Source organism: Proteiniphilum sp. (assembly GCF_034331125.1).
GTDB lineage: Bacteria > Bacteroidota > Bacteroidia > Bacteroidales > Dysgonomonadaceae > Proteiniphilum > Proteiniphilum saccharofermentans.
Genome location: NZ_JAXQGC010000010.1, coordinates 1 through 18641, shown reverse-complemented (window position 1 = coordinate 18641; position 18641 = coordinate 1). Strand labels below are relative to the sequence as shown.

Annotated in this window: 6 protein-coding genes and 1 pseudogene; all 7 read right to left on the bottom strand. The window is 44.0% G+C overall.

What is annotated here, in order from left to right:
* Positions 1–64: 64 nt before the first annotated feature.
* Positions 65–2140: a 3'-5' exonuclease gene (locus U2P89_RS03130; protein ID WP_322190590.1), complete on the bottom strand. Its 2076-nt coding sequence runs from the start codon at positions 2138–2140 to the stop codon at positions 65–67.
* The gene (locus U2P89_RS03125) at positions 2137–8436 is read right to left on the bottom strand and encodes a DEAD/DEAH box helicase (RefSeq protein ID WP_322190589.1); all 6300 of its coding nucleotides are present in this window, start codon (positions 8434–8436) and stop codon (positions 2137–2139) included. Before U2P89_RS03125 ends, U2P89_RS03130 begins: the two co-directional genes overlap by 4 nt.
* 8 nt (positions 8437–8444) lie before the next feature.
* A complete protein-coding gene (locus U2P89_RS03120) occupies positions 8445–13247 on the bottom strand; it encodes an Eco57I restriction-modification methylase domain-containing protein (protein ID WP_322190588.1) in 4803 nt (1600 codons plus the stop codon).
* A 1-nt stretch (position 13248) separates the two neighbouring features.
* Positions 13249–14484, bottom strand: a complete 1236-nt coding sequence (locus tag U2P89_RS03115) for an ATP-binding protein (protein WP_322190587.1) — start codon at positions 14482–14484, stop codon at positions 13249–13251.
* Between the two features lie 87 nt (positions 14485–14571).
* The gene (locus U2P89_RS03110; protein ID WP_322190586.1) at positions 14572–17448 is read right to left on the bottom strand and encodes a helicase-related protein; all 2877 of its coding nucleotides are present in this window, start codon (positions 17446–17448) and stop codon (positions 14572–14574) included.
* Positions 17445–18134: a DUF6577 family protein gene (locus U2P89_RS03105; protein WP_322190585.1), complete on the bottom strand. Its 690-nt coding sequence runs from the start codon at positions 18132–18134 to the stop codon at positions 17445–17447. Before U2P89_RS03105 ends, U2P89_RS03110 begins: the two co-directional genes overlap by 4 nt.
* 143 nt (positions 18135–18277) lie before the next feature.
* Positions 18278–18463: pseudogene (locus U2P89_RS03100) on the bottom strand (ABC transporter ATP-binding protein); the annotation flags it as partial.
* Positions 18464–18641: the final 178 nt, after the last annotated feature.

The following is an 18641-nucleotide window of genomic DNA, read 5'->3' as shown; positions in this document are numbered from 1 at the left end:
GGGACAGTATAATTTTACAAACCATATAAAAATGGGCTTTTTAAGGCTCGACTAATTAAATGGGTTAAGGCTTACAAATGAGATCACTTTTATTACCTACTCCGCTGATTACCAATCGTTGTATGGCACGGCTGGAAGCAACGTAGAAGAGCGATTTTTCTGATTTGATTTCCTGTTTTTTTTCTTCTTCAGTTAAGTTGTGAAAATTATGGTGCTTGAACGGCAGAGTTCTGTCGTTTACATCCACCAGGAATACATGTTTGAATTCCAACCCCTTCAATCCGTGAAAGGTAGTCAACCGAATACCCTCATTGTTGTTGTTCAACAAGAATCTTGTCACATAAGGTACCATGTTTTGATGCAAATGGTTTCTGAAGTCATTTACCGAATCACGAAAACGAGCTGCAATCACGATATCGTTGTAATGAAAACCTTGTGCTAAGAGGGATTCTATCTCTTTCAACACGGCATCCAATTCATCCTCTTTCGAAGGATATATGTTGTATTGAGGTTTCTCACCATGAAACAATGATAAATACCCCGACTTCTCCTCCAAATTGCCGTCGAAGTCGTCGAAATCCTCGTCCCGAAGAACTGATATGGCCAGGTTCTTAATTTCCTCTGTCGTTCGATAGTTTATCCGGAGCCGATTGCTTCGTTTCCCCCGGATATTGATTCCCGATTTCGAGAAGTTGATCCTCTTTTTGTAGATATTCTGTAAGGGGTCTCCTACCAGGAAAAGGTCGTTCTCTTTCTCTTTTACCAAAGAACGTATGAACTTTAACTCAACGTTTGAGAAATCCTGTAATTCATCCACAATCACATGGGAAAATTCTCTGGTCTCAGTCTCGTTTAAATGATTGCTTAGCAAGTTATACACCTCCTCCTTGTAATAAAGCTGAGCGCTTTGTTTTTTCTCGATAAACTTCTCGATCAGATTCCACACTTCCATGCGTTGTTTCCTGCCGATTGGCCTGCCTCTACCAATACGGCTTGCTCTTACATACTCTTCTTTACTTTGGATATTCTGGTCAAGCACCACCTCTTCAAATTCTCGTGACAAAAATTCCTGATCAAATTCAGAGAGTTCTTCCATCAACACCTCTTCCCATAATTCCATTGGTTTCACCACCGCACTCAGTCCAAACAGTTTGGCTGTACCTGGCAACAAGTGGTATTTCTGTGCAAGCCTGAATGCCAAAGCATCAATATTCTCTATGTGAAATGAACGCTCGCTGATATTCAATCCAAGGGCTAAGGATTTTAAGTTTTCGGTCAGTTCTTTGGTAAAGGTTGTGAAAAGAATGGGTTGTGGATCGGTTTTGTGTTCTGACAGGAATTTTAACCGATGCAATGCGGCCACCGTTTTACCCGTTCCTGCACCTCCTGAAAGTTTAATTGCGCCCTTAAACTGTCCATATACAAAAGTCGACTGCGAAGGGTGCAAATAATACTTCCATTTCTGCAATGAGCCCTGTAAAGCTTCATTCAACATCTCATCATCTGTCAGTTCAATGAATGAACGTGCATTGTTTTTACTTTCTATCGAACTTTCCTCATTCAACCCTTCACGTACAATGGTTAGCACAGCATCCATACTGGCACCATCCAGCAGATAAAACAGGTTTTCAAAGGCATCATCAGGGAGGTAATTCTCCAGCTGCCCCAGGTCATCAATGTTTTTTACTTTTAATACCGATGGTATCAGTACTTCCGGGACACCCAGCTCCATCAACTCCTTGCCACCATATTTGCCCATGAAGAGGTCGGTTGACTCAACCACCTCCCTGTTTTCCTTTTCAATGCTCTCATCCAGGCTAAATACCTGATAAGCCTGCGTCTGCTCGTTCCAGTCTATCCGCTTGTTTTTTGCCCAATCCATCGCCTCGTCATGGTTGTCAATCCACACCAACAGATAAAGCTCACCTGCTTGTACTTCTTTGAGTATTGCCCGGTATTTCTGGTCTATGCGAGCAGTGCGTAGCGACTGATCCTTAAAGGTGCTGATTGCCTCCAGGTTGATTGCCGCACTTTTGGAGTCGGTTCTGAACTTGCTGATAAAGTCAGTGACCTTGCTTTGTGTTCCCTTGTTGATTTTTAGAAAGGCATCCCAAAACTTATCGTAAATAAATAGCTTCATAGTATGATTTCATTTAGTTGCTCCTTGTTGTAGATTGTAAACCCTGCTTCTTGAAACACTTTCAAACTTTCGTCGGAATAGGGGCAGATAGCAATCCTCAATGTTTCAAGCACCAATTCAGCATCAGCCAAAATATTCCCGTCATCATCCACCCAGGAGTCCAAGAAATCCATGTTCTCCCGGTTGATCACTTTGTTTTTTACTCCTTGTTTCAATATCGGATGAAAATTAGGAGCATACAGCTGTTTCAACTCTTCCAGCAAGTTTTCATCGGTCTGTTCAGTCATTCCTTCACCAACATCAATCATTTGATCAACAAACTCTGATGTTTGATAAAGGTTGAAAAGGTGCCAAAAATATTCCCATTCTTGTTTATCCATATTCATTGACTCTTTCAACTGAAGATTGGAATAAATTCTTTTATTTCCGATATTCACCCAAATATTCCATTCGGCAAAGTCAAAAGAAGCTCCATGTTCAACAGGCAGCAGTGCGTTAAAGTCAGTAACCCGGTTATTTTTGATGAAGCTGTCGTAGATCATCTCTTTCGATAGTAGCAATTTCAAAGAATCCGGATTGAATGATGGTTCCAATAACTTCTCGGTCCATGAACCCAAATAGGTAAACCAGGATTTTTCAAACAGACCTATTGGTGGATTGAGCAGTTGTTCCCAAAATCGTAAAAAGTTGTTCTTTGGCAAAGCATAATTCACAATTTCGCCATGACGAACTGTTGGTATCAATTTTCCCAGGTAATTGTGTGAAAACCGGGTTAGATAATTTTGATACAATTCATCGAAACCATTTCCCGTTTTCTCCAAAATTGCCTGTAGATTATTCAGGTCGTTCCATGTAAGCGTCCAGGTCCGGTATTCCGGTTGAGCAGCAATTGCCTGGCGAATTCTGACATCTTTTTCAAAAACGTTGTGTTCTTTGGAAGCGTGGAACTGGTATCCATCAAGATAGAGTGCAATTTTGGACACCTCGTCAACATAGGATATCCCCTTGTATGTATACTCTGCACATACTACCAGGAAGTCAACTCTTGTGCTGTAAGCGATACCATCTTTGGGACCTAACGAAATCTGGGGCCTGATCCAATACCTCGCAGTGGTATCCCCTTTGTTGATTTTCAGTTCGTAATATACCGAATCATCATCTTTTCTCGATTGAAAATCGTACCCTTCATTATTCTCAGCAAAAATCTGAAGCAGTTTTATAAACCGTTCTTCCAATTCCGATTCTTCAATTTTCCCCGAGTTGGTCAGCGAGCCAAGGCCATGATCGTTTTTAATCCATTGTTCTGAGTTTCTGTATATCCTCTCGAACCACTCCTCTGCCTTTCTCCGACTTAAATCATCACGATTATACTGATTACCGTAGGAGTATATACACTTGTAGCATCCGTCATGTCCATCCAGTTGACAGGTACAATCCCGAATTGCCTCGTAACTTTCCCTCAAAAGGAGCGAAAACTCTTCGTGTGCAAACAGCTGTTTCAGGTATCCGGTACCACCGGGAATGGTATCATACAACAAGAGAAAACGATCGAATTTATCGGTCTGCCGGTTAAACTCTCTGTAGGAAAGCACCCTGATGTGTCCGGGATTCCCTTTAAAATACCTTTTTAATCCCAGTTCCAATCCCGCCTGAAACATACGGATGTCAGCCTCTGTGTTGAACTCCTGCACCGGCAGAATTATTTTCAGGATTTCCGTATGCATCTCCCTGAAAAAATAAACCTCTTCAAACACATCATTTGTCTCACCCGGTTTGTATTTCGTATTGCGATGCTTGCAATAGCCATAATGATAATCCTTTGCCTCGTGGATCAGATGGGTTGACGACGTTGATTTTCCACACAAACGACAGGTTACGAAACCTTTTGTCAAAGCTTCCGTATCGTTGATTTTAATCTTTCGGGCATCGTTTCCATCCAACCGCCCATAATTTACGGAAGTGATGGTTGCGTTTTTCACAAACTCGATCCCAAATGGTATTTCCTTTAGAACCCACGCACCCTCAGAACTGTTTCGATCAAAGATCACATGATGCATCAGCTGATATTGTTGCACATCCCGGTCATCCTTATCATCTTTTAACCGTGAACGAGCCTCACTGTTGAATGATTTCACCGTAATAAGTTTGGCAAAGCGATGCACATTTGAAGATGATGCCCAGGATGGATCACCGCACTTGGGGCAGTTCCCCTTGCTTGAGAGGCTATCGATTTCAAGATGGTCGCATTTGGAGCAAAACCGCTTGTCGTGAAATAAAGCCTGGTCACTCCAGTCGAATGTGTTTACACCACTTATTTCGAATCGATATCCCTGTGTATAGAAGTAGTTTTCGGGAGCCAATTCCTTTATGGCCTGGCTGGCGGGTCTTACCAGTTCAAAGCTCTTGTCCAGTGTTCTGTTTGTGGTACCTGCAATCGCCGAACTGATTACGTGTGCATGCAGCTGCACCCCTGTTTCAGGGAAAGCATAATTAGGCAGGATGCCCACATTCGTCATATGTTCCAGTACATTGCGGGCAAAAATTGATTTTTTCACACCACCCAGGTTCTTTCCTTCCCTTATGTATTCGTCAAAGAGAGGATCCCCTTTCGCCAAGTTCAGAATCTTCACCTCCTCCTTTAACTCCTCTCGTCGTTTATCTATTTCGAGCAACTCCTCTTTTACTTTCATAAAAACCGAAAGCAGATGATCATAGAATGCTCCTGATGTCAGCGAATCATTGATCTCGGGGAACACCTGATTCTTAATCTTCGTGGGATACTGTTTCAGGAAGTAAGGTACAAGGCGGTACCTATTTTCTTTTATAAAATTATTCAGCCTGTTGATGAAGAAAGCTGTATCCGTCAAATTTCTTGAACCCAGCTTCAAGTCCCTCATAAAAGTGGGAATACTGTTCTCGGTCGGATTGACAGCCACCCAGCTATCGATACAATAGGCCGTAAAATGGCGTCTCAATATATCCTTTGCCTCCAGGTAGCATCCGGGCGTATTTACATCACCCCGCATCATCTCCAAGGGGTCGGCATAATAGTAAAGGTCGTGATTCTGATTTTTCACAAAGTTCACCACCAGAGCGGCACCCGAGCTTCGTCCGGCACGACCCACCCGTTGCAGGAAGTTGGAAGGCAAGGGGGGTACACTGTTGTTATAAGCCGTGTTCAAACTGCCAATGTCAATCCCCATCTCCAGTGTGCTGGTCGCGATCAAGGTGTTGGGAGAATCAAAACGATTTCTCTTCTTGAAACTCATCTCCAGGCGTTCACGAACCTGTCGCTCCAATAAGCCGGTATGTTCACTTGAATAAATGCGTGGGAAGCGATTGCGGTTATAGACCGCGTTATAGTAGTTTTTCACCGTCTGTGGGGTTGCCTTGTAGTGGCCCGTACAACGATGGCTCAGACAACAGGCGTCATCCGCCATTTCCAGATCGTCGTGCGAGTAAAGCACATCCTCACATTGGGTGCAGGCAAACTCATTCACATATTTGGCCACCCAGATTGCATCCGCATTGATCGCATAGTTTGTATGATCACCGGCCGTCTCCCGGTTCAATATTCCCACAGTTGTCAGCGCAGCCGTCCATTGCTCGTAGAACTCATTGATAAATTCCGGGGTTACGGCTGCCTGCAAAAATGTCTTGTTGAAATAGGCATGGAACCAGTTGCTTTTGCGGGCAGTGGTCGTATCCAATAAGTTGTCGCGCGACCCCTGATTGGTCAGCAACTTGGGAAAACGTGAACTGTTGGGATGATAGGTAGGATTCAGAAAATGGCGTCCATCCTTTTGCCAATTCAGGTCCCACAGACTCAATCTTTCCGTTCTGTATTTCGAATAGTAAGCATGGTCTATTGCTCCCCGTGTACGGATTCTATGCAACACAAGGTTGGTAAATTTCAGGAAATCTTCTCTTTTTATCGATCTACTTACATCGTTATGCTCAATCCATTCCATCATCTCATCCCATGCAGCATGCAGCAATGAAGTGTCAAAATAAGCCGATGATGCTCCTGTCTTCTCCAATGTACGTCCTACACGAGAGGTAAACCCAAACTCGGAGTAGATTTCCCAGCGAACTCTCTGATCGAGCTCTTTTAAAAAATGTTCAGCATATTGTTTTTTTACACCTGAATCAATCAGATAGTCTTTGGGTGATGCTTTGCCCACATATTCCTTTGGGAAGAAACGATAGAGGTATCCGCTCTGGTGATCCTGCTCCGTTTCATCGCCATGCTGTTTCCAGAAGGAGATAAAGCTATCGGCAAGTTCATTGAGTCTTACCGGGTGGTTTAACTCATTGATCACTTTTTGCAGTGATGCCCTGAAAGTAAAGCGATAGTTCCGGCTCTCAATAAAGCCTGCCTGATGTGCCGCATCCTGAACGGAGTTGGTAAATGCCAATACCTTTCTGTCCCTGTCAGTTGTGATATCCAGATCGGTTGCCAGTGTCTGGCTTACGGCTATAGAACTCAACGTAGGTATTTTGGTACCGATGATCGCCACCGTGTTGGCACTGTTGCAGCAGGGGCAGGTATGGTCGGCCCTGTTCTCTTTCAGTTTCCGCAATGCCTGTATGGCGAAACCCTCTTCTTTATCACCCACAGCTTTGAGAGTCTTCGGATCAATATTATACTCCAGGAAAGTCTCAGGATTATAACCGGTAGCCTCAAAATCGGCAGGTGAGAGTTCTCCACCGGGTAAGATAAAGTATAGGTTTTTGTTATTGGAGAAGAACTTCTCGTACACCTCATTCACGTCTCTGCTGAAAACATCTTTGTCATCGGGTTTCACACCCAGCCAGCCGGAACTGTTGCATTCCCTGCAATACCAAGGGGGCATGGCGGCCACCTCTTGTTGTGCATCCACCTGGTCGCGGAATGAAAATTTTGCGGGATATTCCAGCGTGTATTGCACACCACTCAACTCACGTACCCACAGTTGTACCTGGAGATACATAAATGGCGAGCGATCACTTTCCACATCTTTTGCTGCTGCAATCAATGCCAGGAGAGATTCCAGTACCCGTGTTTTCGGACTGTATCGGTTCACCTCATCCCACTGGGCCAACTTTCTGAATGGCTCGTTGATCAGCCCGAGCTCGCGGGTAATCTCCTCAACCAGTTTGATCCCATTTCCCCGGTTGATGACCACCACCAGATCCTTCACAATTTTGAGCTTCAACAATCCGTCTGCCAAATGCGCCTCATCCTGTTGCCAAATATCGATATGAGCTTTCAGATAGGCTTCAAAATTATCTCTTTCGTGATAAACAAGGTCTTTTAACCTGTTGGGGAGAGGGATGAAATCATTTAACACTTCATCGCTTTCAAAGAACCGGTCGGGCGTGATCCTGGTCTCAGTGATCAGTGCATCTGTTCCTACTGTCTCTCCGAATACTTTTGTGGCATAATCTGATAGGAGTTGTGGAGCATCAGAACCCGAGCCAATGGTGGCAGAAGTGCCTATGGGGCAAAGTTGTCCGGGTTCAATGGTCAATTTCAGTTTTAATCGGCGGATCAGGTTGGCGACATCTGTTCCCTGGGCACCATCGTATGTATGCAGCTCATCCAACACCAAAAAGCGAAGCAAGCTCGGGTCGACAACATTGTGGTTCCACAATCTCTGAAAATTGTGCTTCATCAGTGCATAATCGAGCATCTTGAAGTTTGTAAGCAGGATATCCGGTGGCGCATCAAGGATGGTGTCGCGATGCTCCACGATATGATCCTCCTCCATGACCTTCGGGTATTGCCCTTTTGGTCCGTTTCCTTCACCAATAAAAAGGCCGGCGCGTACTCGTCCTCTCAATCGTTCGTCTTTGTAGATAATTTCTGCCAATCGTTTTGCCTGGTCGGTTGCCAGTGCATTCATGGGATACATGATGATCACCTTGATACCCGGGCGATGTTGCTGGCGGAAACAGTAGTCAAGAACCGGATAGAGGAAAGCCTCGGTTTTTCCCGATCCCGTACCTGTGGTGATGATGGTTGGTTCAGGCTCTTTGTCCTGTGTCGAAAGCCTGATCCAGGATTGTACCTGGTGGTCGTAGGGTGTCCAGTCTGGCTTTATGGTTAGGGGAATTTGATCAATTGTCCCTTGTTCCGCTTTTACAAATGGTAACCTGAGCGACACATACGGTCCTTTGAACATTCCCAGAGTGGGATGTTCGATAAACTCATCAAATGCTCGGGCCACCTCCCGTTTCCGGAAGGTGAATGTCGCTTGCAGGTATGACTTGATGGACTCCTTTATCTCGATGGCTTGTTGCAGGCTCAGCATAATGAATTCTATTTAAACTTTTCCTCGAAAAACTGCCACGCTCTCTTGTAATCCTCCACCCTGTCGCACTTTTGGAAGGGTGCATGGTAGGTTACCTTATCCCCAAAATAGAGTTCTGATTTGGTGATGGTATGCTCGTAGGTTTCGCCCGACTGCATATCCCTTATTTGCTCCCACTCCGGCCGGTCGAGCCCCACACCCACCAACCCTTTGCTGCAGGTGAAAACGATATTCCCTTGGGTATCATACCAGGTGTCATCCTCATTCTGTTGCAATACGGGAAACTGTATGTTGTACATCAGTATCAGCTCTTCCAGGGTAAGCCCCAATGCCATGGCAGTAATCACATCGATCTCCACCAACGCCATGCGCCGCTCATAGTAGTTGCGCAACGGAGTTTGCCACGACCACTCTTTGGTAAGGCTCGAAAAGGGTTTCAATTTGTCATCATTCACCGACCAATGCTCTTCGGTGAATGCATCCTGCCAGCTCTCTTTCCACAGCGGGGTGTAATACTTGTTCAGGCAGTTTAACATTAATATACGTACAAATAGGGAAGTTTTATATCGATCGGAGATGCCTAAGGGTAAACCGCTCATTCTGCTGTCCGTTAAATTCGATGTCCCTAGCGTTTTAATATAAAAGTCAAAAGTCAAAGAAGCCGTCAAGCCCGCAAATTCAACTAATTCCATGTTATCTTTAAAGGCTATGCTAATCAATCCGTTAACATGCGCAGTTTTCGGTGGAATTATTGCACCCCTCAAATTTCTCTCTCCATTACTATCTAACATCTTTCTAAAAGCTACTTTGTAATACTCCAACCAATTGTCGTAACTCCCATCGGCTTGTTGGAATCCTTTGATAGTAGAAGCATATCCGGCCGTTACATTCAATGGAACATAATTGGTACGCGGCAGGTAGTTCTCATCGATTTTTGAGAAGTCAACGATATCATAATCAGATTTTACAACGCATACAGCTTTTGGTGTTTTATACATCGGATTCCCCACAAAAAGATGAGGTCCTGAATAAATCATCTCAAACTGATCAATGTTGGGATACCTGGTTTCTCTTTTGATATTGCCAGCATTCAGATCGTTTGTTTCGTCCCAGCAAACCGTTATTCTGCTTTCAAAATTATCTACCGTACTTGGAAACTCCCCTATCTTTTGAATTACTTCTATTACTTCTTTGGCATGAATGGATACCAACTTGGCACCCTCCCAGTTGTCACTGTTTTCAAAAGTCCGGGCAAATATTTTCAAAGTCTCTTCATCTATTCGAACCACCCTCGAAGGGTGAGGATTGTTATTCCATTCAAACTTCCCCGTCTGTTCATTTTTTGTTTTTAATCCTTCAACAGATTCAACAGTAAGCTGTTTGATAAAGCAACCATCAATGGTAGAAGGGTGAAATAAATTGTTGATAGAATAAAAGAATATGCTATCTTTTGTCCCTGAATAGATATGAATGCCATATACCCGTGTACTCCCTATCTCAGCAAATAATTTCAATTGATTCTGAAACTGAAAATGGTATTTCAATCGTTGATAAATCTCCTCTCGCATTGGATAACCATTGGGGTCATCATAAACACCCTCTGGGTGTATCAGTCCCAAATAACCTTGCGGATTAATCCAAAGCAACCCGTTCTCCAGTATACATTTGTAAAGATTGGTCTGCTGTCCTTTCAACAACGGGTAATTCTGTACTGCATTCATAAAGAGCGCCGACACGTCGCTTTCAATCTGCTCATCGAAGTAGCTTTCTCTTCTTGTTTCATCTTCCATGAAATCGCTCTGCATTCTTCGCACCTGTGGTGCAGTGGTTTTGCGAATTTCCACTTCCGGGAACAATTCGGAAATCAACCCTTTCTCTTCAAAGGCAACTTTGATCCAGGGTGGATTTCCCACTGCCAGGTCAAAACCGTTCTTCTCCCTGAACACTTCGATAAATTCCAGTTCGTAGTGGAAGAAACGGTATTGTTCGCTGTACCGCCGCACCAAATCTGCCCTTTCGTTCTCAAAGAGTGAAGCAGCTGATTTTCTCAATGCCTCGGTGAGCTGCTTCTCAATCTGTTTTTTATCTCTCCGGTAATCACGCACCGCGTCATCATCTTCTGCAACAAGCGTTGTGGCTTGCTCCAGGTCGATATTCAGTATTTGCACCAGATCGGTGTACCACTCCTGACGGGTGGGTAGCTCGGCAGCATCGCGCACATCCCAGAACCAAAGTGCACACCAGTAGTCCATGATCTGTCTCAGCTTATAATAGGGAGCATTGGACTTCAACCGGCTGTCGGCAAAGGACTGTTTTTGTGTGTAACTGTATCCCTCGAAATCCAATCCTTTCTGTCTGTTGGGGTTGCCGAAGAAATCGTTATTGGCTTCCGTGATCAGTGAGATATTTTTCTGCATCTCATAATGTTCGAGCAAAAGGGCATCGATCGCTTTCGAGATCTTTTGCAGCAAAGCGTATTCATCGCTCCGCAAGGGTTTTATAAACTCCTTGCGCCATTCGCTCATCCTTCTTGCTTCGGCAGGATAGGTTTCCTTCAGCAACCTGATGTTGCCCGATGAGCCCATCCCCTTGTCCGGCAACAGGAAGTGATAGATCTCATTCTCTACACGCAAGATTCCCTTTTTGCCGAATTGCAGGTGTTTCGGAGCCTTTTCCCACCACTCTTTTTTCACAAAACTACGATTACCAACCGGTTCGAACGAGAACTCCTTCTGCTTGTATACTTTCAGCCAGCTGCCAATCACCGCGTTCCCCACGCCAAGACGATATCCAAAGAATGGGGTCTGCATATCCTTGTGAATCACGTTGAGCCAGAGCGATAGCTTACCCAGCTCCACCGCCGTGGGATTGATGTCCACACCGTACACGTTGTTTAGGGCAATGTGGGTTTTAATCTTTTGTAACTCCTCCCGGTACTTGTTCGGATCAACATGCAGCCTGAGCTCCTGTTGCCGGTAGGTGAGGTATGCTTCAGCGATCTGGTTGATGGCTTCGTTGTGGAAAGCGGCAGCACCCATGGCCGGTTCAAGGATTTTCAGGTTTAACAAATCCAAGGCAGCAATTTCACCTTTATCGAGCCGCTCCAATATGGGCTTGAGCGCATATTTCACGGTGGTTTGGGTAAGCACCTCAGGGGTATAATAGGAAGCTGACTTTTGCCGGTCGCGGCCACTCAGGCGATAGATAAAAGTACCCCTGTGTATCACCTTCAACACCTCGCTACCATCTGCCATCTCGTAGTGGAAAACCTCTTTTTGGTGGAAGTCATCCAAACGATGGCGCGGTACCAGGTAGGAACCATCGTCATTGACTACCTTTTCCGAACTCTCGTTCTCCTTTCTTTGGCGGTGCACTTCAATATAATCGGTATCGGCGAGGAAACCACGGAAAGCGAGCAAGCTCTCGTAGACCGAACCCAACTGGTTGATACCAAGGTTGGCATAAGAGATCCTCCCGCGGTTTTTTCCGTTCTGCTTCCTGGAGAGTGAGAGTTCACAAATTACGTCCTGCCATACACGGTTTCGTATCTGTACCCTGCTCAGGTAGTGCATGTTGTCAGGATCGAAAAGTGGGGAATCCAAATGACGTATCCTAAAGCTTTTGGATGTGCCGTTGTTTTCGCGATATCCCTTGTGAAGCAAACTGAAGAGTTGGGTTAACGATTCGTGAAAGAAAAAGCCATTCAAGTTCGATTCATTTCGCAATGGTACCTGCTCCAGATCGCGAAGCATCTCCAATGAATATCCTTTCTGATAAATTTCATCGTCCGTAGGCAGGATATCCAGCTCATCTCTCGACTCGGCATAAAACAGGAACAAAAGTCGATAGACCATCATCAGACAGTCATCCTTTAACCATGTGGCATTGATTGTGTCGTAAGTCAAGTCCTCCTCCCGGGTAAGGTAATGAACAGCCTCGTTTGCCAGTTGCTCCACGGCATGAATCACTCCCTCTTTCAAATCCTTGGTCACCTCGTAGGCTACCTTGTGGGCATCTTCGTCGAGCTGTTCCATCAACACCATCTCGGCAGTAGGAGCCAGCTGCTCTTTTCCCAGTAAAAGATAGAAAAGGGCGAAGTAATTCTTGTCGATCGAGGCATCGTCAAACAGTATCTCCAAGTCAAATTGCAGGTAGGAGCCGCGGAACCACTTCTCTGCCTCGAGTAAAAAATAGACATTGCCGGCACAGAGCAGGATATATCTTGGGCGTTGATAGGTGGGCAACAGAAATAACTCGCTCACCGCTTTGTTAATCACCATGGGGGAAATACTGATTCCCTCGGGTACGGTGAAAATATCCGCCCATTGCGATCGGTGATACTTTTGCGTTGTGCTTTTCAGATCTTCACCATTTTCTGTCACGTTGTAGCTCTGGTCGAACAGCCCGTCGGGCTCCTCTTCATCTTTGGTTTTGATCATGGCATGCATCTCCATCACCATCAGGTGGGGCTGTTCACCGCGATAGAGGATATGACGTACCGGCAAAACTGCTTTTTCGCTTAGTGGAAACAGATCATCATAATTCGTCTGTTCGGCATCATAACCCAACACATTGAGCACCCTTGTATGAAAGCGATGCGACAGATTGATCTTGTCTTTCGTGCGCAGGTGGTTTTCGACAAAAGTTTGTTTGAGCTTGAAATAGTCGGGCTTCAACCGGTTGACCTGCTGGTTGAACTCCCTGATAGCCTCGCTGCTGTAACCCGATTTCTCAATCACCTTTTTGGAGAAATCTTCATCGAAGTAGTTGCTGGCAAAGTATTCACCGATATTTTGAATGAAATGAATCATATTATTTACCCCAAACATTATTTATTGGTACTGCTTGTAAATTTTTACCTCCGAATCCGCCTAACACATGCTCTCCCGTATACAGCAAAATCCCTTTTTTAAATTTATGGCCTGCCAATTGGGCTAACTTCTTCAATCCTTTAAAGTCATCTGGTTTCAAGGAGGTTTTTGATTTTATTTCGATTCCATAGATCATCTTTTTTTGATCTTCGATCACCAAGTCCACCTCTGCACCTTTGTGCATGCTAAAATGCATTAATTTTAACGGGTCATTGAACCAACTGATCTGTTTCAGTATCTCCATGGCTACAAAATTTTCTACAAAATGTCCTGCCTGTGTTCGGTCTTGCAACAGGTCGTCGCCACTATTCTCCAATTGACACAAGAGTCCGGTATCGTTTAAAAATATTTTTGGCGATTTCACAAATTGCCCTTCGGCATTAGGAGTCCATGCAGGGATTTTTACAATCATAAAAACTTGTTCCAACAATGCCATATAGCGTTGAAAAGAACTGTTTTTTATTCCTGTCAACCGGGCAATATCAGACATATTGATCGTGCTTCCTACCCTCACACTCAGCTGGTTTAAGATTTTTGGCATGTATATGAGACCATCAATATTGGCCAGGTCTCGGATATCTTTTTGCAGGATAGATTCCAAATAGGCCTGCAACCATTTTGCTCTTCGGCTTTCCGAGACACGGTTTACGACTTCGGGATATCCTCCCCGTCTTATCAGTTCAATGATCTCCTCCCAACGGGTAGGAATAGATTCAAAGTTATTTTCATCGTTGATTAAGTTATCCAGAAATACACTTTTTCTTCCATTTATTTCATCAACCGAAAATGGCCAAAGGTGGTGTGTTTCGATTCTTCCGGCCAATGAATCGGCTACCTTGGGTTGTAGCATTACATTGGCAGATCCTGTGAGGATGATTCTACGATTGCGATTGTCATCAATCAGTTTCTTGAGACTTAAAAATATCTCCGGTGCGCGTTGCACTTCATCAATAATTACATTCTCGCCAATATCCAACAAGAAACCCATTGGATCTGATTGAGCAGCAGCCAATACCGACGGATCATCGAAGGTGACATAATTACCTGAAAAAATCCCATCTTTCAATAACTGTTGACAAAAAGTGGATTTTCCAGTCTGTCTTGCACCTGTTATCATTACCACCGGCGTGTCTTGCTGTGCTTTCGATATCTGCGTATATATAAATCGTTTAATCATGTCTATTTTACTGCAAATATATCAATTTGTGGGTAAATATGGGCAATCTCGTGGGTAAATATGGAATTTATTTTTCGCGGAGACGTGCTAATTATAAAATACCGCCAATACTTTTAAATAGGGAACGCTGTTTAAACTTGTCAAATCTTTGAAATATTGGCTCGACCTGTTGAGTATGGTCTCAATCTCGATCTCCTTATCTCTCCTGCGTCTTTTCACAAATCCATATTCAGGCTTGTCACCAAACTTAATCTCCATCTGGTGCTCCTTGCTCCTTTTCCAGTTCCTCATCTTTTCTTCGTAAACTGCCATCTCTTTCTCCATTTCCAATTGAAGCTTTTGCTGTTGCTGATCCATATGAAGTTGATGAGCAAACTTGATTGCATCCGGCAGCAAGACCTCCAGCTGCTTGATCTCTTCATCGGTTATCTCCACCGTGTAAAGTTCTTTGTTTATTTGATGCTCTTTCAGGAAATCGGCAAACTTCATCGGCCTGTCCGCCAATCCGCCACTCCTGTGCATGGGTACCACAAAAAGGTCGGAGAGAATGGATTGTCCCAGATTATTGGCTACCAAACCCTGAATCAGATAGTAAGCCATATCCTTGGGCAGGCGATTAATTTTGGAAACAAGTGCCACATCTTTATCGACTGAAGCTTCCAACTGCGTCATCAGATAACGTACTACCGGGTGAAGTTCATAGAGCATCTGAAATCTGGCCCACTCTCCTTTTCGCTTGCGCGCATCGCTAATCGCTTTTTGCACATCCTCCCTGTTGAGTGAGAGTTGATATACATCACCAATCCCTCCAGGTTTTGCTTCTTTGGGTAAATCGTAAAGTATCCGATCAAGCTCAGGAGTGTTCTTCACCTCAAGAAGATCACCCTCAAAACAGGCATCATCGGTTTTAAGGCTATTGTCACTTTTCAGTTGCTCCAGTAGGGCGGTATAATAGCTTTTATCGTTCTCAAAGAGTGAGACCTCTTCCACGATGGGATCCTCGATCGCTAATCTGGGGGTGGACTCGTCAAACAGGGCATCAAACCAGTCGTCCGACTCTTCACTGGTGGGTGCTCCATCCAGCATATCCCTATTCCCTGTTGCAATGGCAGTGGTCACCAGTTCCTCTTCGGCAGATGCCTCATAGAGTTTATAGACCGATGCGGCATCGCCCAGGGATTGATAAACAGCTTCCTCCTTTTCTTTGAGTTTATTGACAATATGCAGGTCATCTTTCAAACCATCCAAATCGGAAGTGGCTACCATGTAATGTATGAAGGGTATTTTGGTTTGTCCATACCGGTCGATCCTTCCATTTCGCTGTTCCAGCGTGATCAGCGACCAGGGAATGTCGTAGTTAAACATATGGTTGCAGTAGTAGTGCAAGTTTACTCCTTGCGAACCGGCATCCGAAGTAAGCAGTATGCGATAGTCAGAGTCCTCTTTTCCAAAATCATCGATGATGCGCTGTTGCTCCATATCGGTGAGTGAGCCGTGAAAATCGGCTATCACACTGTCATCCAAGTCAAAGTCACGTTGCAGTTTCGTTTTTAACGCTTTGAGCGTCTCTATCCGCTCAGCAAAAACAACGATTCTGAAATCTCTCTTTCTTCCATACCAGCCAAGGTCGATTAACTTTTTTCTAAACGCCAGGTATTTGGCATCCTGTTTATGATGGATGATTGCTTCCAGTTTCGCCTTCAAATTGCTCAGAACATCACGGTTCTGTTCCACAATATCTTCCTGTTCTGTGAGTGCATCCAGTTTACTGATCCTATTTTCAATTGACTTTAACGCTGCCTCGGGAGATGACATGTAGGACTTGAACAGACCAATGGCAAAAAGTAAATCTTTTTTCTGTTTGTTGTGGGTTTGCTTTCCGAACAAACCAGTGGAAATATCGTCCGGCATAAGATCCTGCAGGGCTGCAAACTTTATGTTTTGCTGGATCTGCAGAAACTCATTCTCTGCGTCGCTTAGCTGGGCATGGATGGATACGACCTCACGATCCTGAAAATTGGATCGTACGGCATCATCGTCAATATCATTTTTAAACCGACGTACATAGTAATCCTTGATATCTTCCCGTGAATAATTGTGCTCCTCTTTGATGGCCAGCGGCTCAATCATGTTGATGAGGTTGGCAAAGTTTTCCGGTTTTCCGTTGTGAGGAGTGGCTGAGGTGAGAATCAGCGACTCGCATTTGGTGCTGAGCAATTGTGCTAGCCCTCCCCGCTGCGAAGAGCTGTTTGCAACGGTATGGCACTCATCAATAACCACGATGTCCCAGCGTGTTTTCTCGATATAGTGTTGAAACTTGGCATTGTTTTTCAAGGTATCTATGGATACGATGGTCTTATCGTAATAGTCGAAAGGATTTTTGTTGATCGGGAGTTCAGATTTGATTCTTGAAATCCCGTCCGAATCCAATCGCACCAATGGAATGGCAAATCGATTCCATATCTCCTGTTGGAACTGGGAGAGGATGGACTTCAATGCCAGGACCAATATTCGCTTGCCTTTGCCCCGTTTGATCATTTCAGCAAGGAAGATACCCACCTCAACCGTTTTGCCGAGTCCCACACCATCGGCAATCAACAGTCGGGGCCGGGGAAGTTGAAACGCTTTTAATGTGGGCTCCAACTGGTAATCAGCCATGTTGAAAGCAGCTTTGTGGGCCACAGTTATGCGATTGCTGTAAACGGTGGAATTGCGAATATGATTTTCGATGAATAGTTTGGTCTTGCGGTATCCTTGATCGTAATCAGCAATCAACCGGGTCTCTGTCGGATCGATCACACGAATAGTATGGTCGATGCTGGTATCGAATATAAAGTGCTTTGCCTTTACCAATTCGGAAATACCTTCCACAGAAAGAATCCATTTACCGTTGTTTTCTTCCACATCGGTGACAATGAAATCCTCATTTCGATTGGTAATGCGTTGCCCTGGGGTGAAGTTCATATTTGATCGATCTTAATTTGATTTATCAGTTGCTTAATCTCTTCTTTTCTTCCCCTGCGAGATGCATATCTCAACAGTTTGTTGTTGTTAACTGTGTATTTCGCATAAGCTTCATTGAAAATCCTTTTTTTTTCACTGCCCTGGTAAAACGGGAACAAATCTTCATCACAGCACAAATCGACCAGTATCTTTTCAATGGTAATCGTATTGATGTTGCTTATAGATTGGAGAGGGGCTTCTGAAATCAGGGGTTTTACAATGAGGGGAGTGTTGGAATTGAAAACGTATTGTTCCAAGATACTATTGTTGGGTTTTAAAAACACCGGGTTAAATTTTTCCCTCAGTGAATAAAATACGAACTCGATGCTATCCTTGTCCACTTCGATTAACGTGAAATGTCTGTTGGAAATATGCAACGTAAATTCATTCAACAACGACGTATCCCACACACAAACGATGCTGTATGGAAATTCCGAAAGAATTTTCTTGTAAATAGATTCGGTCTTATTATCTAAATAGGGAACAAAAATAGTAGTTCTGCCAATCTTGTATACTCCACGCCCTTTACGCTCCAGGACACCCTTTATAACCAAATGATAGACTCTCCAATTGATCGTTGCTTGTTTTACATCAGGTTCAAGACTCCGATAAAAATTGGAAATATCACTGGTATTGAAGTTATGCATGTCTCCAAAACACTCTTTTAATTTGTTGATATGTAATCTGTCGGTTGCTATGATGTTGTGTTTTTTGATGGCACAAATGTAAATCAATATTTTGGCAATATGAAATATAAATTGCCGATAATTTGAGAAATGTAATTCACAACTTACAATTGAATGCTCTTTGTTACCCCGATCTCATTGATGAAATATGCATCATGGGAAATAACCAGTACCGTACCCCGATACTTTTTGATGGTATGGGCCAGTATCGATAAACTTGAGACATCAAGATTATTCGTAGGCTCATCCAATATGAAAATATCCGGGACGTGGTTGGAGATCATCCGGCAGGACCAAGTCTTGATACTGAGGAAAAAAATGTACACAAAAACTTGAATATTTTGATGAATCAGACTATGTTTGCAGAGGAAAACATTAGATAGAAGACGTGAGTTTGTAACCTTCCCTATTTGTGTAAGCTACCCGTTTTTAGGACAGTCTTAGATTAGACTGCTAAATTAGTTATTT